This is a genomic window from Ancylobacter dichloromethanicus, assembly GCF_018390645.1.
Classification (GTDB): domain Bacteria; phylum Pseudomonadota; class Alphaproteobacteria; order Rhizobiales; family Xanthobacteraceae; genus Ancylobacter; species Ancylobacter dichloromethanicus.
Map to the genome: position 1 here is coordinate 16,649 of NZ_JAHBGC010000030.1, position 24,758 is coordinate 41,406.

At 69.5% G+C, this 24,758-nt stretch carries 21 protein-coding genes and 1 riboswitch; of the genes, 7 read left to right on the forward strand and 14 right to left on the reverse strand.

The window, feature by feature from the left end:
• Position 1 precedes the first annotated feature (1 nt).
• Positions 2 to 1,096 (reverse strand): ABC transporter ATP-binding protein, encoded by a 1,095-nt coding sequence (locus KHC23_RS15370; protein ID WP_213373546.1) that lies wholly within the window; start codon positions 1,094 to 1,096, stop codon positions 2 to 4.
• A gap of 349 nt (positions 1,097 to 1,445) precedes the next feature.
• On the opposite strand from KHC23_RS15370, the gene KHC23_RS15375 reads away from it, so the two are divergent.
• Positions 1,446 to 2,408 carry a Bug family tripartite tricarboxylate transporter substrate binding protein gene (locus KHC23_RS15375; RefSeq protein ID WP_213373547.1) on the forward strand — a complete coding sequence of 321 codons (963 nt, stop codon included), beginning with the start codon at positions 1,446 to 1,448 and terminating at the stop codon, positions 2,406 to 2,408.
• Between the two features lie 48 nt (positions 2,409 to 2,456).
• On the opposite strand, the gene KHC23_RS15380 is transcribed toward KHC23_RS15375, so the two are convergent.
• Both KHC23_RS15380 and KHC23_RS15385 read right to left on the reverse strand, forming a co-directional pair.
• Positions 2,457 to 3,683 (reverse strand): URC4/urg3 family protein, encoded by a 1,227-nt coding sequence (locus KHC23_RS15380; RefSeq protein ID WP_213373609.1) that lies wholly within the window; start codon positions 3,681 to 3,683, stop codon positions 2,457 to 2,459.
• A 263-nt stretch (positions 3,684 to 3,946) separates the two neighbouring features.
• Positions 3,947 to 5,215: a GTP cyclohydrolase II gene (locus KHC23_RS15385; protein WP_213373548.1), complete on the reverse strand. Its 1,269-nt coding sequence runs from the start codon at positions 5,213 to 5,215 to the stop codon at positions 3,947 to 3,949.
• A 240-nt stretch (positions 5,216 to 5,455) separates the two neighbouring features.
• Between KHC23_RS15385 and upp the strand changes: the two genes are divergently transcribed.
• The 4 genes from upp (at position 5,456) to hemA (ending at position 9,634) form a co-directional block, all read left to right on the forward strand.
• Positions 5,456 to 6,136: a uracil phosphoribosyltransferase gene (upp, locus tag KHC23_RS15390; RefSeq protein WP_213373549.1), complete on the forward strand. Its 681-nt coding sequence runs from the start codon at positions 5,456 to 5,458 to the stop codon at positions 6,134 to 6,136.
• Positions 6,137 to 6,219: 83 nt separating this feature from the next.
• Positions 6,220 to 6,335: riboswitch (guanidine-I (ykkC/yxkD leader) on the forward strand.
• A 94-nt stretch (positions 6,336 to 6,429) separates the two neighbouring features.
• Positions 6,430 to 7,650, forward strand: coding sequence for an agmatinase family protein (locus tag KHC23_RS15395; RefSeq protein WP_213373550.1), 1,221 nt, complete (start codon positions 6,430 to 6,432; stop codon positions 7,648 to 7,650).
• Positions 7,651 to 7,781: 131 nt separating this feature from the next.
• Entirely contained in the window at positions 7,782 to 8,273 is a 492-nt protein-coding gene (locus KHC23_RS15400) for a hypothetical protein (protein ID WP_213373551.1), read from the forward strand.
• A 134-nt stretch (positions 8,274 to 8,407) separates the two neighbouring features.
• Positions 8,408 to 9,634: a 5-aminolevulinate synthase gene (gene hemA, locus KHC23_RS15405; protein WP_213373552.1), complete on the forward strand. Its 1,227-nt coding sequence runs from the start codon at positions 8,408 to 8,410 to the stop codon at positions 9,632 to 9,634.
• A 30-nt stretch (positions 9,635 to 9,664) separates the two neighbouring features.
• Here hemA and KHC23_RS15410 read toward each other — a convergent pair whose 3' ends face one another.
• Complete coding sequence (locus KHC23_RS15410) at positions 9,665 to 10,780, reverse strand: AbrB family transcriptional regulator (RefSeq protein ID WP_213373553.1); 1,116 nt, start codon at positions 10,778 to 10,780, stop codon at positions 9,665 to 9,667.
• Between the two features lie 122 nt (positions 10,781 to 10,902).
• Between KHC23_RS15410 and hemN the strand changes: the two genes are divergently transcribed.
• Positions 10,903 to 12,222 carry an oxygen-independent coproporphyrinogen III oxidase gene (hemN, locus tag KHC23_RS15415; RefSeq protein WP_213373554.1) on the forward strand — a complete coding sequence of 440 codons (1,320 nt, stop codon included), beginning with the start codon at positions 10,903 to 10,905 and terminating at the stop codon, positions 12,220 to 12,222.
• 66 nt (positions 12,223 to 12,288) lie between these two features.
• Here hemN and KHC23_RS15420 read toward each other — a convergent pair whose 3' ends face one another.
• From KHC23_RS15420 to mscL, 10 genes are all read right to left on the reverse strand, one after another.
• Positions 12,289 to 12,930, reverse strand: a complete 642-nt coding sequence (locus tag KHC23_RS15420) for a Crp/Fnr family transcriptional regulator (RefSeq protein ID WP_213373555.1) — start codon at positions 12,928 to 12,930, stop codon at positions 12,289 to 12,291.
• 109 nt (positions 12,931 to 13,039) lie between these two features.
• Positions 13,040 to 13,408 carry a response regulator gene (locus KHC23_RS15425; RefSeq protein WP_246544658.1) on the reverse strand — a complete coding sequence of 123 codons (369 nt, stop codon included), beginning with the start codon at positions 13,406 to 13,408 and terminating at the stop codon, positions 13,040 to 13,042.
• A 113-nt stretch (positions 13,409 to 13,521) separates the two neighbouring features.
• Positions 13,522 to 14,139 carry a response regulator transcription factor gene (locus KHC23_RS15430; RefSeq protein ID WP_213373556.1) on the reverse strand — a complete coding sequence of 206 codons (618 nt, stop codon included), beginning with the start codon at positions 14,137 to 14,139 and terminating at the stop codon, positions 13,522 to 13,524.
• 12 nt (positions 14,140 to 14,151) lie between these two features.
• Positions 14,152 to 15,321 (reverse strand): two-component system sensor histidine kinase NtrB, encoded by a 1,170-nt coding sequence (locus KHC23_RS15435; protein WP_213373557.1) that lies wholly within the window; start codon positions 15,319 to 15,321, stop codon positions 14,152 to 14,154.
• 78 nt (positions 15,322 to 15,399) lie between these two features.
• Positions 15,400 to 16,614, reverse strand: a complete 1,215-nt coding sequence (locus KHC23_RS15440) for a pyridoxal phosphate-dependent aminotransferase (RefSeq protein ID WP_213373558.1) — start codon at positions 16,612 to 16,614, stop codon at positions 15,400 to 15,402.
• A gap of 139 nt (positions 16,615 to 16,753) precedes the next feature.
• Positions 16,754 to 17,626, reverse strand: a complete 873-nt coding sequence (gene rfbA, locus KHC23_RS15445; protein ID WP_213373559.1) for a glucose-1-phosphate thymidylyltransferase RfbA — start codon at positions 17,624 to 17,626, stop codon at positions 16,754 to 16,756.
• 100 nt (positions 17,627 to 17,726) lie between these two features.
• Positions 17,727 to 18,614, reverse strand: a complete 888-nt coding sequence (rfbD, locus tag KHC23_RS15450; protein WP_213373560.1) for a dTDP-4-dehydrorhamnose reductase — start codon at positions 18,612 to 18,614, stop codon at positions 17,727 to 17,729.
• Positions 18,611 to 19,675: a dTDP-glucose 4,6-dehydratase gene (gene rfbB / locus KHC23_RS15455; RefSeq protein WP_213373561.1), complete on the reverse strand. Its 1,065-nt coding sequence runs from the start codon at positions 19,673 to 19,675 to the stop codon at positions 18,611 to 18,613. The genes rfbD and rfbB overlap by 4 nt, the downstream gene beginning before the upstream one ends.
• Positions 19,676 to 19,679: 4 nt before the next feature.
• On the reverse strand, positions 19,680 to 20,261 hold the full coding sequence (gene rfbC, locus KHC23_RS15460; RefSeq protein WP_213373562.1) for a dTDP-4-dehydrorhamnose 3,5-epimerase: 582 nt from the start codon (positions 20,259 to 20,261) through the stop codon (positions 19,680 to 19,682).
• A gap of 96 nt (positions 20,262 to 20,357) precedes the next feature.
• Entirely contained in the window at positions 20,358 to 20,786 is a 429-nt protein-coding gene (gene mscL / locus KHC23_RS15465; protein WP_213373563.1) for a large conductance mechanosensitive channel protein MscL, read from the reverse strand.
• A gap of 151 nt (positions 20,787 to 20,937) precedes the next feature.
• On the opposite strand from mscL, the gene KHC23_RS15470 reads away from it, so the two are divergent.
• Positions 20,938 to 24,477, forward strand: coding sequence for a PAS domain-containing hybrid sensor histidine kinase/response regulator (locus KHC23_RS15470; RefSeq protein ID WP_213373564.1), 3,540 nt, complete (start codon positions 20,938 to 20,940; stop codon positions 24,475 to 24,477).
• Positions 24,478 to 24,758: the final 281 nt, after the last annotated feature.

The following is a 24,758-nucleotide window of genomic DNA, read 5'->3' on the forward strand; positions in this document are numbered from 1 at the left end:
TTCAGGCCGCGGGCGAGGCGGCGAGGATGTGCACGTCCTGCGGCGTCCAGGCGAGCGGCACGGCATCGCCGACGCTGAGCGGGGCGGCGAAGAAGGCGGTTTCCGGCACCTGCACCGCGAATTCGGCGACGCCGGGAGCGGCCAGCGCCACCTGCACCTTCTGGCCGTGATATTCGATGTTCTGGACAAGGCCGGTGAGGCCGCAGCCGGGCAACGTGCCGCCACCCAGCGTCACCCGGTCGGTGCGCACGGCGATCTCCACCGGCGCCCCCGGCTCCAGACCCGGCCCGACCGGCGCCCGGAACGAGGCCCCGCCCGGCACTTCGAAGGTCACGTCGTCGTCGCCCACCTGCGTCACCCGCCCGGTGATCACGTTATGGTCGCCCATGAAGCGGGCCACAAAGGCGGTGGCGGGACGGTTGAACACCTCGCGCGGCGTGCCCGCCTGCTCGATCCGCCCGCCATTCATCACCACCACCAGGTCGGACAGCGCCATCGCCTCTTCCTGGCTGTGGGTGACGTGGATGAACGAAATGCCGAGCCGAAGCTGAAGCCGCTTCAGTTCCTGCCGCACCCTGATCTTGAGGAAGGGGTCGAGAGCGGAGAGCGGCTCGTCGAGGAGAAGCGCCTGCGGATCGGTGATCAGCGCCCGCGCCAGCGCCACGCGCTGCTGCTGGCCGCCGGAAAGCTGCGCCGGCCGGCGCTCGGCGAGATGGTCCATCTGCACCAGCTTCAGCATCTCCATCGCCCTGGCGCGGCGCGTGGGCCTGTCGACGCCCTTCATCTTCAGCGAGAAGGCGACATTGTCGACGGTGTCGAGATGGGGAAACAGCGCGTAGCTCTGGAACATCATCGCCGTGCCGCGCTTGGCCGGCGGCAGGTCGGTGACCACGCTCGGCCCGAGCCTGATGTCGCCTTCCGTGATGCTCTCATGCCCGGCGATCATGCGCAGCGTGGTGGTCTTGCCGCAGCCGGAAGGGCCGAGCAGGCAGCAATAGGTGCCGGCCGGGATCTTCAGCGTGACGGAATCGACCGCCAGCGCGGCGCCGTAGCGCTTGGTGACGTCGATGAGTTCAATGTCGGCGCCCTTGCTCATGTGGTCGGCATGGCTCCCCTGCTGCTCCGAACAGGCGGTAGCTACGCAAGCGATATGCCAGTCGGGCAACCCCGCCGCGAAGGCCGGCCCGGCTCGCGTGGGCGAATGGGCCGGCCCGCCGGCCCGGAATAGAATACCCCAAAGGTCGGGTCACTGCCTAAAAATCAGGCAGTCGCAGCGCGTGCTGCCCGGATTCGCGCGCCCGGCACGCGCGGATGACGGCGAATCAAGCCGGCGGCCTGCGACATAGGACGGATTGAGCCTGAGCGCGCGATGCCGCACTCTCCATCGGATAACGGCCCGCAGAGGCCCAGCCGCGCATGGGGCGCGGACGCAAGGGAGTTCGCCGATGAGACGCACGCTTTTCGCCGCCGCCATGGCCTCGCTCTTCGCCATCGGCGCCGCCGCCGCGCAGGATTTTCCCACCCGACCGGTCACGCTGGTCATCCCCTTTTCCGCCGGCGGCTCCACCGATCTGGTCGGCCGGCTGATCGCCGAGCGCATGAGCGCCGAGCTCGGCCAGCCAGTGGTGGTGGAGAACAAGGGCGGCGCCGGCGGCAATCTCGGCGCGGCGCAGGTCGCCAAGGCGACGCCGGACGGCTACACCATCCTGATGGGCACGGTGGCTACCCACGCGCTGAACCCGACGCTGTACAAGAAGATGCCCTATGACCCGGTGACCAGCTTCGCGCCGGTGTCGCTGCTGGTGATCGTGCCGAACGTGCTGGTGGTGAACCCCGACTTCCCGGCCAAGACCACCGAGGAACTGATCGCCCTGCTCAAGAAGGACCCGGACAAATACGCCTACGCCTCGTCCGGCAACGGCACGCCGCTGCATCTTTCGGGCGAGCTGTTCAAGAGCATGGCCGATGTCGACATGCAGCACATCCCCTATCAGGGCGCCGGGCCGGCGCTGATCGACGTGCTGTCCGGGCAGGTGCCGATCATGTTCGACAACCTCCCCTCCTCCACCGGCCACATCAAGTCCGGCAAGCTGCGGGCACTCGGCGTGACCACGGCGAAGCGGGCGCCCTCCTTCCCCGACCTGCCGGCCATCGCCGAGGCGGTGCCGGGCTACGAGACCTATACCTGGAACGCCGTCTTCGCCCCCGCCGGCACCCCGCCGGAGGTGGTCGCCACGCTCAACGCCGCCGCCAACAAGGCGCTGGCGGACCCCAAGGTGCAGGCGCGCCTCGCCGATTTCAGCGCGGTTTCGGTCGGCTCGACGCCGGAGGAACTGGGCGAGCACGTGAAGAAGGAAATCGCCAAATGGGCGCCGATCGTGAAGGCGTCCGGCGCGCAGCTCGATTGAGGAGAGGCCGCGCGGCCCCCTCTCCCCGGCGGGGAGGGGGTAGCGTTTTCAGAACACCGTGCCGTCGGCGTCGATGGCGAGCGGCGGCGGGCCGGCGGGCGGGCGGCGCTCGGCGGCAATGCGGCGCCCCGCCGTCCAGGTGCCGCCCTGCAGCAGCCTGGCGAGCGGGAACTGCGATGCGTCGAGCCCCAGCCGCTCGCGCACCCGGTCGGCGAGCAGGTCCATCAGCGCCACGGTGAGCGCGCGCCACTCCACCACCAGCTCGGACTCGACGCGGTGCTTCACCGCCGGGTCGAGCGGCGCGCGCGGCACGATGGCGCCGAGGTCGAGCAGCAGCCCGCCATTGCGGTATTCCGGCAGCGCGGTGAGCGCGTCGAGATCGGTGATGGCGAGGCCCGACGCCTCGAATGGCTCCAGCAGCGAATAGGTCAACCACTGCGACAGCTTGTGGAACGGCACCAGTTGGTCGGACAGGTCGTCCATCCGCACCGCCGGGTGGCGCCCGACATCGCCCAGCGCCACGCCCGCCACCTCCAGCCCCGAGGGCCAGATGACGGAGAGCCCGTCGAGCAGCGCCTTGAGAATGGTCTCGGCCGGCAGGCGGCCGATCCGCGCCTGCGGGGCCAGCGTATCGTAGAGCCCGCCCGGCCGCCCGGCCGCGCCGAAAATATCTGGCCGCGCCGCCACCGCCTCGCCGAGCCGGTTCAGCAGCGCCGCCCGGCCGGCGAGCCCGACCAGCGGATTGGCGTCGGAGACCTGGAAATGCCGGGCGAGCGTCGCCGCATCGAGGGCGATCAGCGCCGGCGCGTCGGCGCGCAGCCTGTGCGCCGGGTCGCAGGAAAACCCGCCGGCCGCGAACATGTCGAAACTCGCCACCGCCAGCCCTTCCGAGCGGCCGAGGGTCAGGCCGGTTTCGTCCTCATGATAGCGCCAGGAATCGCCGGCGCCGGCGTCGAGCAGCACGCTCACCACGGCGAGGTCGATCATGGTGCGCGCCCGCTCGGCGGCGTCCGCCGTCTCCAACCGCCCGGCGAGGGCGTGCCAGCGCCCCACGCCGCCGGCATCGAAGTGCCGCCAGCGGCTGTGATAGGGGATGTCGAGGGTCGGATAGTCCTGCCGCGTCACCTCCGCCACATAGTCCGCCACCTTGTCCAGCGCGGCGAGATCGAGCGTGAAATGCGGCGAGCGCCCTTCCCGCACATAATCGAGCACCTGGTGGCTGCGCGCCCGCACGGCGGCGGGCGAGCGCAGCGCGGCGAGTTCGGGGGGGATCATGGCAGGCGGGGTCATGCGGTACTTTCTTTCTCCGACGTCCGCCCCGGCGCGACGTCATCCTGAGGTGCGAGCGCAGCGAGCCTCGAAGGATGCTCTCTTGGGCGGCTCTGCGATGACCATCCCTCAAAGCCCGGCTTGCGCCGGGCACCTCAGGATGAGGTGGCGCGGGTGGGCAAGGAGAAAAACCTAGCGCCACGTCCAAACCCAAGGCGTGGATGGCCGGGCTTGGCCCGGCCATGACGCTGTCATGGGGATAGCGCCCCCTATTCCTCCAGCGCCCGCCCCTGAGTGGCATCGAACTGGCTCTGGAAGCCGCCGCCGTAATAGCCGGCCGAGACCTTCGCCTCCATCTCGACGCGGGCGTCCGGCGGGATGAGATCCTCGGGGATGGCCACCCGCTCCACCACCTCGATGCCGGCGCGCTCCAGCGCGTTGAACTTCATGTCGCTCATCGAGGCGAAGCGGTCGATTCGGGTGATCCCCAGCCAGTGGAACACGTCCGGCATGAGTTCCTGAAAGCGCATGTCCTGCACCCCGGCGACGCATTCGGTGCGCTTGAAATAGGTCTCGGGGAGGTCTCCGCCCTCCTGCCGCTTGCGGGCGTTGTAGACGAGGAACTTGGTCACCTCGCCCAGCGCACGGCCCTCCTTGCGGTTGTAGACCACGAGCCCGACCCCGCCCTGCTGCGCCATCTCCACGCAGATCTCGATGCCATGGGCGAGATAGGGCCGGCAGGTGCAGATGTCGGAGGAAAACACGTCCGAGCCGTTGCACTCGTCATGCACCCGGCAGGCCAGCGGGGTGACACCGTCGCCGAGCTTGGCGGGATCACCGAACATGTACAGCGTCATGCCGCCGATGGGCGGCAGGAACACCTTGAGGTCGCCGCGGGTGACCAGTTCGGGAAACATGCCGCCGGTATGCTCGAACAGCGCCCGGCGCAGCGCGCCCTCGCTCACGCCGAAGCGTTCGGCAATGCCCGGCAGGTACCAGACCGGCTCGATCGCCGCCTTGGTGACCCGCACGTCGCCCTTCGGGCCGATGATGTCGCCATCGACCTTCAGCCGGCCGGCGCGCAGCGCGTCGCGGATTTCCGGCATGTCGATATGGGCGCGGGTGATGGCGATGCTCGGGCGCACGTCGAGTCCCGCCGCCACCGCCGCGCCGAAAGCCTCGCCGATCATGTGACCGAACGGGTCGAGCGAGACGATCTTGGCCGGATCGCCCCATTGCGGATGGGGGCCGATGATGTCGGAAGGGGCGGTATTGGTGAGGTCGGCCTTGAAATCGGCCGGCAGCGCCCCGGCGGCGATGGCCAGCGCCCGATAGACCGCGTAGCCGCCGGCATGGGTGCCGATGGCGTTGCGCCGCTTCATGTCGGTGAGGGTGGCGACGACAGGGCCGCGCAGCGCCGGGTCGGGTGCGCCCCAGTTCAGCACCGGGCCGTCGGCGGCAACGCCGGTCGGCGCGCCGTGGGAGGTGAGGACGATGTGGTTGCGGGAACGACCGCCTGCACTGGCATTGACGGACATGGCTGGCTCGCTTCGGAGGCCGGCGACAGCACCGGCGTTCTGGAAGCAACATATGTGAGCGTGAAACGGTGCGTTCCGCAAGGGGGCGCGGCAAGGGGGCGCCACAAGGGCGCGCGCATGGCGCCTGCCGAAAACGGACGAAGTGGTCCGTTTCTTGTATCGGATTTCGCGCTATCCTGACCTCAATGGCAGGCTCCGGCACGGGCCGCAGGCCGCGCCCCAGAGAGCGAGACGCCGACCATGAACGCGCCCACCACCGCCGCGCCGCCCATCCTGACCGAGGCAAGCCTGCCGCCGAGCACCGTCGTCGTCGATCACCCGCTGATCCAGCACAAGCTGACGCTGATGCGGCGCTCGCGCACGCCGGCCAACGAGTTCCGGCTGCTGCTGCGCGAGATCAGCATGCTGCTGGCCTATGAGGTGACGCGCGACATGCCGACCGAGACGATCGAGATCGAGACCCCGCTGGCGACCATGCAGGCGCCCATCCTCGCCGGCAAGAAGCTCTGCCTCGTCTCGGTGCTGCGGGCGGGCGGCGGCATTCTGGAGGGCATGCTGGAAATCCTGCCGGCCGCGCGGGTCGGCCATGTCGGGCTCTACCGCGACCCGGTCTCGCTGGCGGCGGTGGAATATTATCTCAAGCTGCCGCGCGACATTTCCGAGCGCACCGCGCTCATCCTCGACCCGATGCTGGCGACCGGCAATTCGGCGGCGGCGGCGGTGTCGGAGGTCAAGGCGGCGGGCTGCCACTCGATCAAGTTCGTCTGCCTCATCGCCGCGCCGGAGGGGCTGACGACGCTGCACGACGCCCACCCCGACGTGCCGGTCTATACGGCGGCGGTGGACAGCCACCTCAACGAGCACGGCTACATCGTGCCGGGCATCGGCGATGCCGGCGACCGCATCTTCGGCACCAAATAGGCGGCGCCGGATTTTTCGGCGGCGACGCCGGCAAATGCCGCTTATCGGGGCTTTCGCCCGGCGCCGGGCCGATCTAACCTCATCGCAAATGTCCCTAGGGTTCCGGTGCCGCTGACGCTGTCGCGGCGCGCTGGTCCGAGAGGGGCAGCCGGGCGCGCCGACAGCGCCCGGTCCACGGCGGGACAAAAGCCCGGGAGGCTCGCGCGGCGGCATTCGCGGCGAAGACCCTTCCGCGTGCGCGCCAGGGTCTCCTCGCGAAGGCCGTCAAGGCCCTTCGACGAACGGAGACACCGATGCATCACCCCTTCCGGACGAGTCCCCCCGAGCGTTCCACCCGTTTCGCCGGCCTCGCCCCGGCGCCGGCGCGCCGACGCCTTCATCACCCTAATTTCGAGATCCGGGGAATGCAGGGCTGGAAGGCGCTGGAGGCCGAGGAACGACTCTCCGAGGATGGCTGGCGCAAGGAGCAGCAATGGGCGCTCGACATGGGCCTGCCCGGCGCCGATTCGATCACCGACAAGTCGATCCCCACTTTCGCGCGCGGCGAGCTGCCGCATTTCGCCGGCATCAACACCTTCATGAAGGCCCCTTACGTCGAGAATGTCCGCGATGTCGGCCGCTACGACGCCGCCGTGCTCGGCATTCCGTTCGATTCAGGAACCACCTACCGCCCCGGCACCCGCTTCGGGCCGCAGGGCATCCGCCGCATCTCGGCGCTGTACACCCCCTATAATTACGAGCTCGGCGTCGATCTGCGCGAGCAGATGACGCTGTGCGACGCCGGCGACGTGTTCACCATCCCGGCGAACCTGGAGAAGAGCTTCGACCAGATCTCCAAGGGCGTCTCCCACGTCTTCTCCTCCGGCGCGCTGCCGATCATGCTGGGCGGCGACCATTCGATCGGCTTTCCCTGCGTGCGCGGCATCGCCGAATGCACCTCCAAGCGTATCGGCATCATCCATTTCGACCGCCACATCGACATCCAGGAGAAGGATCTCGACGAGCGCATGCACACCACGCCCTGGTACTGGGCGACCAACCTGCCGAATGTCTCGCCCAAGAACCTGGTGCAACTCGGCATCGGCGGCTGGCAGGTGCCGCGCTATGGCGTGCAGGAGGCGAGGAAGCGCGGCACAAACGTGCTGACCATCGACGACATCGAGAAGATAGGGCTGGAGAAGGCGGCCGAGATCGCGCTGGAACTGGCATGGAAGGACGCGGACGCGGTCTACATCTCGTTCGATGTCGATTCCATCGACTGCGGCTTCGTGCCCGGCACCGGCTGGCCCGAGCCGGGCGGGTTCCTGCCGCGCGAGGCGCTGAAGATCCTCGGGCTGGTGGCGGCGGAAGGGCTGTGCGGGCTGGAGGTGGTCGAGGTCTCGCCGCCCTACGACACCTCCGACATCACCGCCCTGTTCGCCACCCGCGTGGTGGTGGAGGCGCTCGGCTCCATGCTCGCCCATGGCAAGCTGGGAAGCCACAAGCACATGATCGACAAGCCGGTGAGCTTTTGAACCCGCGCCCGGACGAGATCCTTCGAGGCCCGGGCTTTGCCCGGGCACCTCGGGATGACGGCGGTTCATTGGACATCGTCATGCTGAGGTGCCGCCGCAGGCGGCCTCGAAGCACGCAGAAGGCTTAAGACATGCATCGCGGCCACGATCATCATCACCACGAACCCCACGGCGCCGGCGGGCATTCCCATGCCGAGGCGCATTCCCACGGCCACAATCACGGCCAGCCGCCGCGCGCCGCGCAGTGGCAGACGCCGCATTTGCCGCAGCCGCCGGAGGCGGGCGACCACGCCCGTGCCGAGCCCGACCTCGACCTGGTGGAGAAGGCGTTCGTCGAGAGCTTCGCCACCGCCAGCGACCCGACCAGCTTCCTGCGCCTCGCCCGCGTGCCGTTCGAGGCGGTGACGTCCGGGGGCACGCGCGTGAGCCTGCTGCGGGTCGAGACCGGCGAGACCACCGATGTCGGCGCGGTGATGCCGCATCTGGGCGGCGGCAGCTTTCGCTACGATCCGCTGCCCGCCGCCATGGCCTCGCGCCGGCGCACGCTGCGCTTCGTCTATTTCGACGGCAGCGCCGCCCTGCCGATGACGCTGGCGCAGGTGCGCGGCCTCGCGGAGACGTGAGCAGGCGCTTTTTCCAATAGGCGCGCCCGATCGCCGCGTCAGGGCTTTGCCGGGTTGATCGGAACCGCTCCAAAGTTCATGGTGCCCGAACAGTGCCCTGCCGGGTCGCCGGCAAGGCCCAGTTGGGATGCGCCATGGACTACGCCCGCTTTTTCCAGGATGCCGTCGACACGCTCAAGAACGAGCGCCGCTACCGCACCTTCGCCGAGATCGAACGCGATACCGGGCGCTTCCCGCACGCGGTCTGGCACACCCCCGAGGGCGAGCGCGACATCGTCATCTGGTGCTCCAACGACTATCTCGGCATGGGCTGCCACGACACCGTGGTGGAGGCGATGTGCGCCACCGCCCGGCAGGCCGGCGCCGGCGCCGGCGGCACCCGCAACATCTCCGGCAACAGCCATGCCGTGGTCGGGCTGGAGGCCGAGCTTGCCGATCTTCACGGCAAGGAAGCCGGCCTCGTCTTCACCTCCGGCTATGTCTCCAACCAGACCGGCATCTCCACCCTCGCCAAGCTCATTCCCGATTGCCTGATCCTGTCGGACGCGCTCAACCACAATTCGATGATCGAGGGCGTGCGCCAGGCCGGCCGCGACAAGGCGATCTTCCGCCATAACGACCTCGCCCATCTTGAGGAGTTGCTGCAGGCGGCCGGCGACCGCCCCAAGCTCATCGTGTTCGAGAGCATCTATTCGATGGATGGCGACATCTCCCCGATCGGCGCCATCTGCGACCTCGCCGAGCGCTACGGCGCCATGACCTATCTCGACGAGGTGCACGCGGTCGGCATGTATGGCCCGCGCGGCGCCGGCGTGGCCGAGCGCGACGGCGTCATGCACCGCATCGATGTCATCGAGGGCACGCTGGGCAAGGCGTTCGGCGTGGTCGGCGGCTACATCACCGGCTCGCGTGCGATGATGGACGCCGTGCGTTCCTACGCGCCCGGCTTCATCTTCACCACCGCCCTTCCCCCGGCGGTGGCGGCGGCGGCCGCGGCTTCCGTGCGCCACCTCAAGGCCTCCGGGGCCGAACGCGCCGCCCAGCAGGCGCAGGTGGCCAAGGTCAAGCGCGCGCTGGATCTGGCCGGCCTGCCGCAGATCGTCACCGACACCCACATCGTGCCGATCATGGTCGGCGATGCCGAGGCCTGCAAGGCGGCGAGCGACCTGCTGCTGGCCGAGCACGGCATCTATATCCAGCCGATCAACTACCCCACCGTGCCGCGCGGCGCCGAGCGGCTGCGCATCACCCCCGGCCCGTTCCATGACGACGCGCTGGTCGCCCATCTCGCCCACGCGCTCACCGATGTGTGGACCCGGCTCGGACTCGGCTTCGTCAATCGGGCGCAGGCGGCGGAATAGCCGCCGGGACGGACGGCGGCAAAGCCGGGTTCAGTCCTTCGGCTCGGTCTTGTCGATCCCGACATTCTCGGAGGGAATGTCCGCCCGCCCGAAGAACAGCCGGGCGATCACCGGAATCGCCAGCGCGAGACCGAGAAAACGCACGAGATGGTGCGCGGCGACAAAAGCCGGGTCCATGCCGAGCACGAACGCCATGATGGTCATCGCCTCCAGCGCACCCGGCACATAGGCCACCAGCACTTTGGGCAGCGGCTCGTCGGCGAGCCAGGCGCCGAGCACGGCGAAGGCCAGCGCGACAGCGGTGGCGATCAGCAGCGCCACCAGCGAATCGACCAGGAAGCTGCGCAGCGTCGACAGTCTTGTGCCGGCAAAGCGGCTGCCGGTATTCGCCCCCAGCACCACGAAGCCGACGATCAGGAAGATGTCGGGCAGCCGCCCCTCGATCAGCCCGAATCCATGCACCAGCGCGCTCGCCAGCATGGCGCCGACCATCGCCCCGCCGGGAAAGCGGCTGCGCTCGGCCAGCAGGCCGCCGAAAATGCCGACGCCGAGCGAGATGAAGAAGCTCGTCAGGTCCGGCACCACCGGGTTGATCGGCAGCGTTCCCGCCGGCTGGTGGCCGAGCCCGCCGATCGCCGCCGGCAGCAGCGCCACCAGCACGAACAGCCGCAGCGACTGGCCGAACACCACGCGCCGCGAGTCCGCTCCCGAACTCTCCGCCATCACCAGCACGGTGGAGAGCGCGCCCGGCGCGGCGGCGAAGAAGGCGCTGCGCCGGTCCCAGCCGGCGACCTTCTCCAGATAAGCGATCACCGCCACCATCATCACCGGCACCGAGGCCACCAGCACACCCATGGTCACCGGCCAGGCGGCGATGCCGCGCAGCGTGTCGGGCGTGATCGACGAGCCCATCGAGGTGCCGAGAATGATGTAGACGCCGAGCCGCATGTTCTTCTCGACGCCGACCGGGGCGCCGAGCAGCGCCGCCAGCGCCGTCGCCACCAGCGCGCCGGAGAGCCAGCCCGCCGGCATGGCGAGCCAGGCGAAGAAGGCCCCGCCGGCAAAGGCGAGCGCCAGCGTGGCGGCGTACCAGGCAAATCGTTTCGGCGCGGGGCCGGGTGTCTTCAGGAAGGCGGGAAGGGGCATGAGGCGGGAACCGGCGGCACGCGGGACGTGGGTAGGCGCGGCAGGCGCCGGGCAGGGTCCGCGACGCGCGCCATTTGCGCCGGATCAATGCGACGAATGGCGGGTCGGGTCAAATCATCTGCATGCATAACGCAAACCTGATCCATGCCGAGCGGGCCGTGCCGCGCTACACCTCCTACCCGACGGCGCCGCATTTTACCGGTGCGGTGGGGCCGCAGGTCCATGCCGGCTGGCTCGGCGCCCTGCCGCGCGAGGCCAGCGTCTCGCTCTACCTGCATGTGCCGTTCTGCCCGGCGCTCTGCTTCTATTGCGGCTGCACCACCAAGGCGACACAGCGCGCCGAGCCGGTGGCGGCCTATGCCGGGCGGCTGGAGCGCGAGATCGGGCTGGTCGCCGCCGGCGTGGGCGGCCGGGCGGTCACCCATATCGCCTGGGGCGGCGGCACGCCGAGCCTGCTGGGGCCGGCGACGCTGAAGCGGCTGGGCGAAAAGCTGGCCGAGAGCTTCGACCTCGACCGGCTCGCCGAACATGCCTTCGAGCTCGACCCGCGCGAGACCGATGCCGACCTCGCCGACGCGCTGGCCGCCATGGGGGTCGACCGGGTCAGCCTCGGGGTGCAGGATTTCAGTGCCCATGTGCAGCGCGCCATCGGCCGCATCCAGCCCTTCGCCACGGTGGAGCGGGCGATGCGTCGGCTGCGCGAGGCCGGCATCTCCTCGATCAATCTCGACCTGATGTATGGCCTGCCGCACCAGAGCGAGCGCGACATCCGCCGCACCACCCAGCTCGCCACGCTGCTGGCGCCGGAGCGGCTGGCGCTGTTCGGCTATGCCCATGTGCCGTGGATGCGGGCGAACCAGAAGATGATCGACGAGGCCGCCCTGCCCGGCGCCGCCGAGCGGCTCGAACAGTGCGAGGCGGCGCGCGAGGTGCTGCTCGCCAATGGCTATGTCGCCATCGGGCTCGACCATTTCGCCCGCGCCGACGATCCGCTGGCCCGCGCGGCGGCGGCCGGGCGGCTCAGGCGCAACTTCCAAGGCTACACCGCCGACCGGGCCGATGTGCTGGTGGGCATGGGCGCCTCGGCGATCAGCCGGTTCTCGCAGGGCTACACGCAGAACGCGCCGGACGCCCTCGCCTATGCGCGCGCCCTCGACGCCGGCGGCTTCGCCACCGTGCGCGGCATCGCCTTCACCGCCGAGGATGTCACCCGCGGGGCGCTGATCGAGCGGCTGATGTGCGACCTCGAAGTCGAGCTCGACGCCTCGACCCTCGCCGAGGCCGCCCCGCGTCTGGCCGACCTCGCCGCCGACGGGCTGCTCACGCTGGAAGGAGGGCACCTCGCCATGACCTCGGCCGGGCGCCCCTTCGTGCGGCTCGCTGCGGCGGCGCTCGACCACCGGCTGCAGAGCCAGGGCGCCCGCCATTCGGCGGCGGTGTGAGGCGACAAAGAAAAGGGCGCCCCGCGAGGGAGGCGCCCAGGTGCTGGAACGGGTGAACGAGCGCGCTCAGGCCGCGCCGGCAAGGCGCCGCATGCTGCCGCGATCCTGAATCCGCACCTCGTCGGCGCGCTGCAACACGACGAGGCCGCGCCGCTTGAGCTCGGAGAAGGCCCGGCTGACAGTCTCCAGCGTGAGGCCGAGGAAATCGGCGATCTCCTGCCGGGTCATCGACAGATGCAGCGTGGTGCCCACCATGCCGTCGGGCATCAGCCGCAGCAGGAAGAAGGCGACCCGCTCCAATGCCGACATGCGGCCGAGCACGAGGGCGTGGGAATGCATGACGCAGAGCTGCGCCTCGAAGCGCCGCAGCAGGCGGGCGGCGAGCACCGGATCGCGCTCCAGCGCGCCGCGCTCATGGGTGTTGATGGTGGCCGGGGTCAGCGTCTCGGCCGAGCAGGCATAGGCATCGGCATGGGCGAGGCCGAACACGTCGCCGGGGCCGAGCAGTTCCACCACCTGGCGGCGCCCGTCCGGCAGCAGCTTGGTCAGCATCACCGCGCCGTCGACCACTTCCATGATACGGCGGGCGGGGTCGCCCTCGTGCAGCACGGTGACATGGGCGGCGATCCGCATCGTCGCGCCGTGGGGCTCCGCGCCACAGGGCGGGCGCACGGTGCCGCCGGTGCGTTCGTCGATGATCTGTCGCATCTGTGTCGCTCCACCCTTGATCTTGCGCAAGCTAGCGGGCGAAGCGGGCCCGCGCAGTTCGGGCGGCTGCGTAAGGAACTTTCCGGAAGCGCCCGCCGCCCGCCAGCCGTCAGGCCGGCGAACCGGCGGCATCTTCGGCCGGCAGCACCCGGGTGATGGCGTCGACATCAAGCGGCTTGCGGACCAGCCCGGTGGGCACCAGGCCGCGCAGCTGATGGTCGATGAAGCCCTGCGACTGGCCGGTGATGACCACCACGCGCGGCGGCGCGGCGAGGTTGAGCAGCCAGCGCACGAGATGGGCGCCGGAAATGCCGGGCAGGCTGAGATCGACGATCACCGCGTCCCGCGCCTGCGGCAGCGGCGCCCTGAACAGGCTTTCGGCATCGGGATAGGAGATGACCGTGTGACCGATATTCCGGAGGATCAGGGCCAGCGAATCGCTCACCCCGGCATCATCCTCGACCACATGAACACGCAAGGGCTCTCTCCCGCTCTTTTGCGAGACAGTGGAAAAGAGCGGAGACATCAGCAATTCGTAGGGATGCGTAGAGCGCCGCGTCCTGCACGGGCGTGGCGCTCCCACTGTGCCCCTCAGTCGCGCATGTCCTTGAGCACGATGCGCACCAGGTCGGCGGCGTTCTTGGCGCCGAGCTTTTCCATGATCCGCGCGCGGTGCACCTCGATGGTGCGCGGGGAAATGCCGAGCGTGCGCCCGGCTTCCTTGTTGGAGGCGCCGGAGGCGATCTGCACCAGCACCTCGCGCTCGCGCGGGGTGAGCAGGTCGTGGCCGGGGAAATGCGCCGTCAGCAGGTCGCCCGGCTCGGCCGAGGCACGCCTTCCATGGGCGGCGATGGCGTCGCGCACGCGCTCCAGCACCGTGTCGGCATCGAACGGCTTCTCGATGAAGTCGAGCGCCCCGTGGCGGATCGCGTCCACCGCCATGGGAATGTCACCCTGCCCGGAGATGATGAAGATCGGCGCCGGGTAGCGGTCGGCCTCCAGCTCCTTGAGGATGTCGAGCCCGGAGCGGCCGGGCATGTGCACGTCGAGCACGACGCAGGAAGGCACATGGGCGCGGGCCACCGAGAGGAAGGCCGCGCCATCCGAGAAGCCCCGCACGTGGTAGCCTTCGAGGCTGAGCACGAGCGAGAGCGCGTCGCGCACCGCGGCATCGTCGTCGACGATGAAGACCTCACCCAGATGCGCCATTGACGGCTCCCCTCACCCGACCTCGTCCGGCACGGCCGCGGCCGCCGGCAGGATCAGCGAAAAACACGCGCCCCTGCCCTTGCCGCCCGGCTCGACCACAAGGTCTCCCCCGTGGTTCTGGGCGATCGTCCGCGAAATCGCAAGGCCGAGCCCCATGCCGCGACGTTTTGAACTAGCGAACGCCTCGAACAGCTTAGGCAGCGCCTCGGGCGCGATGCCGGGGCCATTGTCCTGCACCTCCAGCACCACGCCGCCATCGTCCGCACGGGTGCGAATCTGGATTGCCGGGTCGGCCACGCCGGACGCGGCCTCGATGGCGTTGCGCACCAGATTGACCACGATCTGTTGCACCTGCACCGGGTCGACCGAGACCGGCGGCAGGTTCTCACCTTGCTGGCGGTCGATGCGGATGCGGTGGCGCTGGCCGAGCAGGGTCAGGTCGATCGCCTCATCGATCAGCGGATCGAGCGCGCGCACATGCCGCTCCGGGTCGCGCTTCTCGACGAACTGGCGCATGCGCTGGATGATGTGGCCGGCGCGCTCGGCCTCGCCGGCCGCCTTGTCGAGAATGTCGCCCACCACCGTCACGATGTCGACGCCGCGGCTGTGTGCGCGGCGGATCGCCTGCAGATAGAGCATCAAGGCGGTCAGCGGCTGGTTCAGCTCATGGGCGATCGCCGCCCCCATCTCGTCGATGGCGGAGACGCGGGCGAGGTGGACCAACTCGCCCTGCAGGTCGGCGAGCCGCTGCTCGCTCTCCTTGCGCGGGCGCAGGTCGCGCAGGATACCGATGAACTGCCGCCCGTCCGGCGTCGCCGCCTCGCCCACCGACAGTTCCAGCGGAAACACCGTGCCGTCGGCATGCCGGCCCTGCACTTCGCGGCCGATGCCGATGATCTTCTTCACCCCGGTGCGGATGTAGCTGCCGACATAGGCGTCATGCTCGCGCGCATATTCGGTCGGCATGACCAGCTTGACGTTCTTCCCCACCACTTCGGCGGCGGGAACGCCGAACATGCGCTCGCAGGCCTTGTTGAAGATCAGGATGCGCGCATGCTCGTCGATGACGATGATGCCGTCGGCGGCGGTGTCCAGCACCGACAGCAGCCGCGCCTCGGAGACGGTGGGCGGGTGCGGCGCCGGCGAGGCCGGGGCGTCGGGCGATGGCGCGAAATCCCTCATGATTTCAGTGTGCTCCGCCGGAGCGCGGGCCGCAACCGATCGCCGCGCGATTTCCGCCGGTTGCCCCGCGCGGGACGCTCATTTCTGCAGCCAGCGCACCAGCCGGTCGGTCGCCTCGCTCATCTGCGCCTCGCCGCGGGCGAAGCACATGCGGATATAGCGTTCCCCGCCGGGACCGAAGGCCGTGCCGGGGGCGAGGCCGATGCCCGCCTCGTCGACCAGCCTGAGGGCGAGGGCGCGCATGTCCACCTCGCCCTCGACGCCGAAGAACATATAGAAGGCGCCCGGCGGCGAGGCGAAGCGCACGCGATTGGACGAGGCCAGCCCCCCGGCCACGATGTCGCGCCCGCGCCGCGCCCGCTCGATCTGGTGGGCGACGAAGCTCTCGCCACGCTCCAGCGCCGCGACGCCGGCGCGCTGCATGAAGGCGGCGACGCCGGAGGTCGCGTACTGGATCAGGTTCTCCAGCACCGGGCCGAGCGAGGGGTGCGCCTCGATCCAGCCGAGCCGCCAGCCGGTCATCGCCCAGTTCTTGGAGAAGGTCTGCACGAACAGGATGCGGTCCTCCTCCTCCATCACGTCGTGGAAGGAGGGCGCGCGCGCCGGGCCACCCTCCCCCGCCTCGTAGAAGAAGCGGCCATAGATCTCGTCGGCGACGATCCACAGCCCGTGCCGGCGGGCGATGTCGAGCACGCCGCGCAGCGTGTCGTGGGAGGCGACGAAGCCGGTCGGGTTGGCCGGCGAATTGATGAAGATGACCCGCGTGCGCGGCGTCACCGCGCTCTCCAGCCGGCCGAGGTCGAGCCAGAAGCCGCGCGCCGGGTCGAAGGAGAACGGCACGAACACCGGCCGGGCGCCGACCACCTCGGCCGCCGCCGCCGCGTTCGGCCAGGCGGGCGAGGGAATGAGGATCTCCTCCCCCGCCGACAGGGTGAGCGCCAGCGCGATCTGGATCGCCTGCATGCCCGAGCCGGTGACGTAGTAGCGCTCCGGATCCTCCGCCACGCCGTAGAGCCGGTGCATATAGCCGGCGATGGCGGCGCGCAGCTCCGGTATGCCGCGCTGCCAGGTGTAGAAGGTCTCCCCGGCCGCCAGCGAGCGGGTGGCGGCCTCGCTGATGAAGGCGGGCGTCGGCAGGTCGCCCTCGCCGGCCCAGAGCGGGATCAGCCCCTCATGCCGGCGGCCATAATTCATCACCTCGACAATGCCGCTTTCCGGCAGCGAGAGCGCCTGCGGGCGGATGTGATCGAGCAGGGAGGGCGTCGGCAGGAGCGGAGCAGTGTCGGCGGGCATGGGAGAACCTGAAAGAGGGCGCGGTACGCCAGTCTACAACCGACGGGCGGCGTGCATTCATCAAAAGACGTGAGCCGGCGATGAACGGGAACGATGGGTCGGCGCGGCGCGGACCGGCACCGGCAAGACCGCCCCCGGCTCAGCGCCCCTCTTCCGCCAGCCGCAGCAGATAGCCGCCATATTGCGACTTGCGCTGCGCCTCGCCGAGCCGGGTGAGCTGGGCGGCGTCGATGAAGCCGGCGCGGAAGGCGATTTCCTCCGGCGAGGCGATGCGCAGCCCCTGCCGGCTCTCCAGGATCTGCACGAACTGCGCCGCCTCCAGCAGCGAATCCGGCGTGCCGGTGTCGAGCCAGGCGAAGCCCCGGCCCATCATCAGCACGCTGAGTTCGCCGCGCGCCATATAGGCGCGGTTGACGTCGGTGATCTCGATCTCGCCGCGCGGCGAGGGTTTGAGGCCGGCGGCGATCTCCACCACGCGGTTGTCGTAGAAGTAAAGTCCGGTCACCGCCAGATTGGAGCGCGGCACGGCCGGCTTCTCCTCGATGGAGACGACCTTGCCGCCCTCGCCCATCTCGACCACGCCATAGCGCTCGGGGTCCTTGACCGGATAGCCGAACACGGTGGCGCCGTGCGTGCGGGCGGTGGCCTGGGCGAGCAGTTCCGGCAGGCCGTGGCCGAAGAACAGATTGTCGCCGAGCACCAGCGCCACGCGCTCGTCGCCGATGAAATCGCGCCCGACGATGAAGGCATCCGCCAGCCCGCGCGGGCTTTCCTGCACCGCGTAGCTCAAGGCCAGGCCGAACTGCGCACCGTCGCCGAGCAACTTCTGGAACAGCGCGCTGTCATGCGGCGTGGTGATGACCAGAATGTCCCGGATCCCCGCCATCATCAGCGTGGTGAGCGGGTAGTAGATCATCGGCTTGTCGTAGACTGGCAGAAGCTGCTTCGACACCACCATGGTGATCGGGTGAAGCCGCGTGCCGGAGCCCCCGGCGAGGATGATGCCCTTCATGTCGGTGCCCCGGTCCCTGTCCTGTCGCGTGAGAGCATGTTCCAGCGAAGCGATGTCCGTTTCGCGTCAGGAAAATGCGTGGAAACATCGGCGTGCGGCTCTAGGTCGCCGGCGAGCCGACAAGCTGGTCGACCACCTCGACCACCCGCTGCTGCCACGGCGCGGCGCGGAATCCCGCCGCCTGCGCGAACAATGCGCTCGACAGCTCCGAATTGGCCGGCCGGCGCGCCGGGGTCGGGTAGTCCGCGGTGGTGATCGGCACGATCTCGGGCTGGCGCCCGGTATGCGCGCCGGCCCGCGCGAGGATGGCGCCGGCAAAGTCGAACCACGTCGTCGCCCCGGTGCCGGCGAGGTGATAGGTGCCCGGCGCCAGCGTGCCGGCGGCGAGCGGGCCGGCGGCGGCCAGCAGCCCCTCGGCAAGGTCGATGGTGGCGGTGGGGCAGCCGCGCTGGTCGGCGACGATGGTCAGCCGGTCGCGCTCGGCGGCGAGCCGCAGCATGGTCTTGAGGAAGTTCGCGCCATGGATGCCATAGACCCAGGAGGTGCGCACGATGAGGTGGCGCGCCAGCCCCTCGCGCACCGCCCGCTCACCCGCCTCCTTGGAGACGCCATAGACGCCGAGCGGCGCGACCGGGTCGGTCTCGACATAGGCGCCTTGCCGGGTGCCGTCGAACACATAGTCGGTGGAGAGGTGGATCAGCGCCGCGCCGGCCTGCGCGCAGGCGGCCGCGATCAGGCCCGGCGCAACGGCGTTGATAAGGTGCGCCCGCTCCGGCTCGCTCTCGGCGCGGTCGACCGCGGTGTAGGCGGCGGCGTTGATCACCACCTCGGGGCGGGAAGTCGCCAGCGCGCGGCCGAGAGCGGCGGCGTCGGTGATGTCGAGCCCGGCGCGATCCAGCGCCACCAGCTCCACGCCGGTGCCGAGGGCCGTCGCGGCGATCTCGCGGCCGAGCTGGCCGCCGGCGCCCAGCAGCAGGAGCCGGGTCATGTGGCCAGCCCGATGCGCTGGCGGGCATAGCGCGCCTTCAGCGGCTCCCACCAGGCCGGGTTGTCGAGATACCAGCGCACGGTCTTCTCGATCCCGCTCTCGAAGGTTTCCGACGGCGTCCAGCCGAGTTCGCGCTGCAGCTTGCCGGCGTCGATGGCGTAGCGCGCGTCATGGCCGGGGCGGTCGGTGACGAAGCTGATGAGGTTTTCCCGCGGCCCGCGGCGCGGGTCGGGCGCGATGCGGTCCATGATGGCGCAGATGGTGCGCACCACGTCGATGTTGCGCCGCTCATTATTGCCGCCGACATTGTAGCTCTCGCCCAGCCGCCCGCGCGTGGCGATCAGTTCCAGCGCCGCGGCATGGTCGTCGACGTAGAGCCAGTCGCGCACATTCTCGCCCTTGCCGTAGACCGGCAGCGGCGCGCCTTCCAGCGCGTTGAGGATGGTGAGCGGGATCAGCTTTTCCGGGAAATGGTACGGCCCATAATTGTTCGAGCAGTTCGACATCACCACCGGCAGGCCATAGGTGTGGAACCAGGCCCGCACCAGATGGTCGGAGGAGGCCTTGGAGGCCGAATAGGGCGAGTTGGGCTGGTAGGGCGTGTCCTCGCGGAACAGCCCTTCCGCCCCCAGCGTGCCGAACACCTCGTCGGTGGAGATGTGGTGGAAGCGGAAGCGCCCGCGCGCCGGCCCATCGAGCGAGCGCCAATAGGCGAGCGATTCCTCCAGCAGCGTGTAGGTGCCGAGAATGTTGGTGCGGATGAAGTCGCCCGGCCCGTCGATCGAGCGGTCGACATGCGATTCGGCCGCCAGATGCATCACCAGGTCGGGGCGGAACTCCGCCAGTGCGGTCCGGAACGCCGCGCCATCGCAGATGTCGGCCTGAACGAAGCTGTGGCCCGGCAGATTGTGCACCTCGGCCAGCGAGGCCAGATTGCCGGCATAGGTCAGCTTGTCATAGGTCAGCACCTGCCGGCCCTGCCGCACCAGACGCCGAACCACCGCCGAGCCGATGAAGCCGGCGCCGCCGGTGACCAGAATGCGCTGGGGGATGGCCGTCATGACCTCACGCTCCCGCCGCCGGCTGCGGACAGGCGAAGGGCGTCGCGTAGTCGCGCAGCAGCGGCGCCGTCCGGTCCTTGTTCGAGAGCACCGCACTGCCTACGGCCACCGGCCAGTCGATAGCGAGGTCGGGGTCGTCCCATCGGATGCCGGCATCGTGAGCCGGCGAATAGGGCGCGTCGACCTTGTAGGCGACGATGGTATCCGGCTCCAGCGTGCAGAAGCCATGGGCGAAGCCGTGCGGCACCAGCAATTGCTCGCCGCCGGCGGCGGTCAGCGTCGCCGCCACCCAGCGGCCGAAGCTGGGCGAGCCCCGGCGGATGTCGACCGCGACGTCGAAAATGGCGCCGCGCACCGCCCGCACCAGCTTCGCCTGCGCCATTGGCGGGGTCTGGAAGTGCAGCCCGCGCACCACCCCGACCTCGCGCGACAGTGATTCATTGTCCTGCACGAAGGCGATGTCGAGGCCGAAGGCGTCGAATTCCGCCTTCTTGTAGGTCTCGCAGAAATAGCCTCTCGCGTCGCCGTGCCGAACCGGCTGGACGAGAACGACGTCGGGAATCGCGAGGCGGGTGAAGGTCGTCATTTCGCTCTGCACTCAACCGAGATGAAGGCTTCTAGCGCGTCTTGCGCGCCGCTCCCAGCCCCCATTTCGGCTGTCGGACCGGTAATGTGGGACGCCTCAGGCCTTCTTTGCCAGAATGTCGCGGATTTCCGTCAGCAGCACTTCCTCCTTGGTCGGCGGGGCGGGCGGCGGCGGCTCCTTCGCCGCGTTGCGGCGCAGCCGGTTGATGCCCTTCACCACCAGGAAGAGAATCCAGGCGATGACCAGGAAGTTGATCACCACGGTGAGGAAGTGGCCATAGGCGAACACCGCGCCCTGCTCGCGCGCCGCGGCGAGCGAGTTGGCGGTGACGCTGGACGACAGGCCGACGAAGTAGTTCGAGAAGTCGAGCCCGCCGAACACCGCGCCGACGACGGGCATGAACAGGTCGGAGACGATCGAGGACACGATCTGCCCGAAGGCGGCGCCGATGATCACGCCGATGGCGAGATCGACCACATTGCCCTTCACCGCGAATTCGCGGAACTCCTTGAGAACCTTGCTCATGACACCCCTCGCCTCCTGCACTTGGCTGGCATCACTTTGATACGCCTCGCCGACGCCCGCAACTCTCCCGCCCGGCGTGGCGCGCGCCCGCTTGCCGGACGCGGCGCGCCCGGCGCATAAAGACGGCGGCTCCACGCCGCCGGGAGAGTTCATGCTTCAGGCATGGTCCATCATCGCCGTCGCGCTCGTCTATATCGGCTTCCTGTTCGCCGTGGCGAGCTTCGGCGACCGGCGCCTGCCGCGCCGGGGACGCGAAGGGCGACCCTATATCTATTCGCTGTCGCTGGCGGTCTACTGCACTTCCTGGACCTTCTTCGGCTCGGTCGGCCTTGCCACCACGCAGGGCGTCAACTTCCTGACCATCTATATCGGCCCGATCCTGATCTTCGCGCTGGGCACGCCGTTCCTGCTGCGGATCGTGCGCCTCGCCAAGGCGCAGAACATCACCTCGATCGCCGATTTCGTCGCCGCCCGCTACGGCAAGAGCCAGGGCGTGGCAGCGCTGGTGGCCTGTGTCGCCATCGTCGGCTCGCTGCCCTACATCGCCCTGCAACTCAAGGCGGTGTCGGCCTCGCTGCTGGCCATGCTCGGCGATTTCGACGGGCTGGGGCTGCATTACCCGCTGGTGGGCGATCTCGCCCTCACCATCGCGGTGGCGATGGCGGTGTTCGCGGTGCTGTTCGGCACCCGCCATATCGACGCCACCGAGCACCAGGAAGGGCTGATGCTGGCGGTGGCGACCGAATCCATCGTCAAGCTGGTCAGCTTCCTCGCGGTCGGGCTGTTCGTCGTGTTCGGCATGTTCGCCGGCCCCTTCGACCTGTTCGAGAAGGCCGCCGAGAAGGGCGTGCTGCCGGTGCTGACCGACGGTTTCACGCTGGGAAGCTGGGGCGCGATGACCCTGCTCTCGGCGCTCGCCATCCTGCTGCTGCCGCGCCAGTTCCACGTCGCGGTGGTGGAGAACACCTCCGAGAACGAGATCCGCACCGCCCGCTGGCTGTTCCCGCTCTATCTCGTCCTCATCAACCTGTTCGTCATCCCCATCGCCGTCGCCGGCCTGGTCGCCTTTCCGCCCGGCTTCATCGACGGCGACATGTATGTCGTCACCCTGCCGCTGTCGACCGGCGCCCATGCCATGGCGCTGATCGCCTTCGTCGGTGGGCTGTCGGCCGCCACCGCGATGGTGATCGTCGAGACCGTGGCGCTGGCGGTGATGGTGTCGAACGACATCTTCATGCCGCTGATGGTGCGCGGCCGGCGGCTGCGCGAGGGCGACGAGGCCGGGCGCAGCGGGGCCCCGCCGGACCATGTCGACATGGGCCACCGGCTGCTCATGGTGCGCCGCATCGCCATCTTCGCCATCCTGCTGGCCGCCTATCTCTATTACCGCGTCACCGGCGAGGCGCAGCTGGCGCAGATCGGCCTGCTGTCCTTCGCCGCCGTCGCCCAGTTCGGGCCGGCGCTGCTCATCGGCCTGGTCTGGCGGCGCGGCACCGGCCTCGGCGCGCTGGCCGGCATCGCCGCCGGCATCGCGTTCTGGGCCTACACGCTGCTGCTGCCCAATCTGGTCGACGCCGGGATGTTCAGCCACGCGCTGCTGACCGACGGTCCGTTCGGCCTCGGCTTTCTGCGGCCGCAGGCGCTGCTCGGCGTGCAGGCGAGCCCGCTGGTGCACGGCGTGCTGTGGAGCCTGACCGTCAACGTGCTGGTGTTCTTCGCCGCCTCGATGATTCGCCGGCCGACGCCGATCGAGCGGCTTCAGGCCAGCGTGTTCGTGCAGAGCGAGCATGCCCCCTCGGCACCGAGCTTCCGGCTGTGGCGCTCGCCGGTCACGGTGGGCGAATTGATCGCCACGGTGGCGCGCTATCTCGGCGAGGAGCGCACCCGTGCCTCGTTCGAGAGCGTCTCGGCGATGCGTGGCGTGTCGCTGGAGCCGGGCCGCGAGGCGGACTTCCAGCTCATCCGCTATGCCGAGCACCTGCTCGCCTCGGCCATCGGCGCCGCCTCCTCGCGGCTCGTGCTGTCGCTGATGCTGAGAAAGCGCACCGTTTCGACCAAGGCGGCGCTGAAGCTGCTCGACGACGCTTCCGCCGCCATCCAGTACAATCGCGAGATCCTGCAGACCGCGCTCGACCATGTGCGCCAGGGCATCGCGGTGTTCGACCGCGACCTGCGCCTCGTCACCTGGAACCGGCAGTTCGGCGAGATGCTGGATTTGCCGCCGGAAATCCTGCGCATCGGCGTCGGCATCGACCAGATCATCCGCTTCAACGCCACCGCCGGCCAGTTCGGCGCCGGCCCGGTGGAGGAGATCGTGCGCGAGAAGCTGTCGCGCTACGTCCGCCGTAACGTCGCCTTCCAGGAGCGCCTCGCCCCGCGCGGCGTGGTGATGGAGGTGCGGGTCAACACCATGCCTGACGGCGGCGTCGTGGTGACCTTCACCGACATCACCCCGACGGTGGAGGCCGCCGAGGCACTGGAGCGCGCCAACGAGACGCTGGAGCGGCGCGTGCGCGAGCGCACCAAGGCGCTGGAGAACCTCAATGCCCAGCTCGCCCTGGCGAAATCCGGGGCGGACGAGGCCAACATCTCGAAAACCCGCTTCCTCGCCGCCGCCAGCCACGACATCCTGCAGCCGCTGAACGCCGCCCGGCTCTACGCGACCAGCCTCGTGGAACGCGCCGAAGGCGGCGACGACGCCCGCCTCGCCCGCAATGTCGATGCCTCGCTGGAGGCGGTGGAGGAGATCCTCGGCGCACTGCTCGATATCTCCCGCCTCGATGCCGGCGCGCACAAGCCGGAATTCGCCGCGCTGCGGCTCGACGAGATCTTCCGCCAGCTCGACGTCGAATTCGCCCCGATGGCGATGGAAAAAGGGCTGCGCCTGACCTTCGTGCCGAGTTCGGCGGCGGTGCGCTCCGACCGGCGGCTGCTGCGCCGGCTGCTGCAGAACCTGGTGTCGAACGCGCTCAAATACACGCCGCGCGGGCGGGTGCTGGTCGGCGTGCGGCGGCGGCGCGGCAAGCTGCGCATACAGGTGCTGGATACCGGGGTCGGCGTGCCGCAGGCCAAGCAGAAGCTGATCTTCAAGGAATTCCAGCGGCTCGACGAGGGTGCCAAGGCGGCGCGCGGGCTGGGGCTCGGGCTCTCCATCGTCGAGCGCATCGCCCGCGTGCTCGACCACACGATCACCCTGTCCTCCGTGACCGGCAAGGGCTCGGTCTTCACGGTCGAACTGCCCGCCGCTCCGGCCATTCCCGCCCGCGAGGCGCCCTCGCCGCGCGCGGCGGGGCCGCTGGCGAGCCTGCAGGGTCTTTGCGTGCTGTGCATCGACAACGACCCCGCCATTCTCGACGGCATGGACACGCTGCTCAGCGGCTGGGGCTGCGAGGTGCTGAAAGCCCCCGGCATTGAGGAAGCGCTCGCCATGCTGCGCGAGCGGCGCACCCCTCCCGACATCCTGCTAGTCGACTATCACCTCGACACCGGCGACGGCATCGAGGCGGCCAAGCAGCTGCGCTGGAAGCTCGGCCAAAGCCTGCCGGCGGTGCTGATCACCGCCGACCGCTCGAAGCGGGTGCGCGACGGCGCCCGGGCGACCGAGATGGAAGTGCTGAACAAGCCGGTGCGCCCGGCGGCGCTGCGCGCCCTGCTCGCCCAGTGCCGCGCCGCGCGGGCGGCGGCGGAGTGAGGCACGGCACCCTGCCGGGGTATCCTTGCCGAGCGTCCTTGCCGGGCTTGACGCGGCCATCCGCGTCTTTCACCGCACGAGCCCAAGGCACGCATCCCCGGCTCAAGCCCGTGACTCGACCGATTCCGACCCTAGAGCACCTTCCGATCTGATTGCACCGCCACCTGATCGGATCAGGCCCTAGCGATATGGCCTGGGCGGACGGGGCTCAGATCGCCCCGCGTCGAGTGCCTGCGCCGGCGATGGCAGAAGCGCTCGATAGAGTCGAACACATCCGCTCT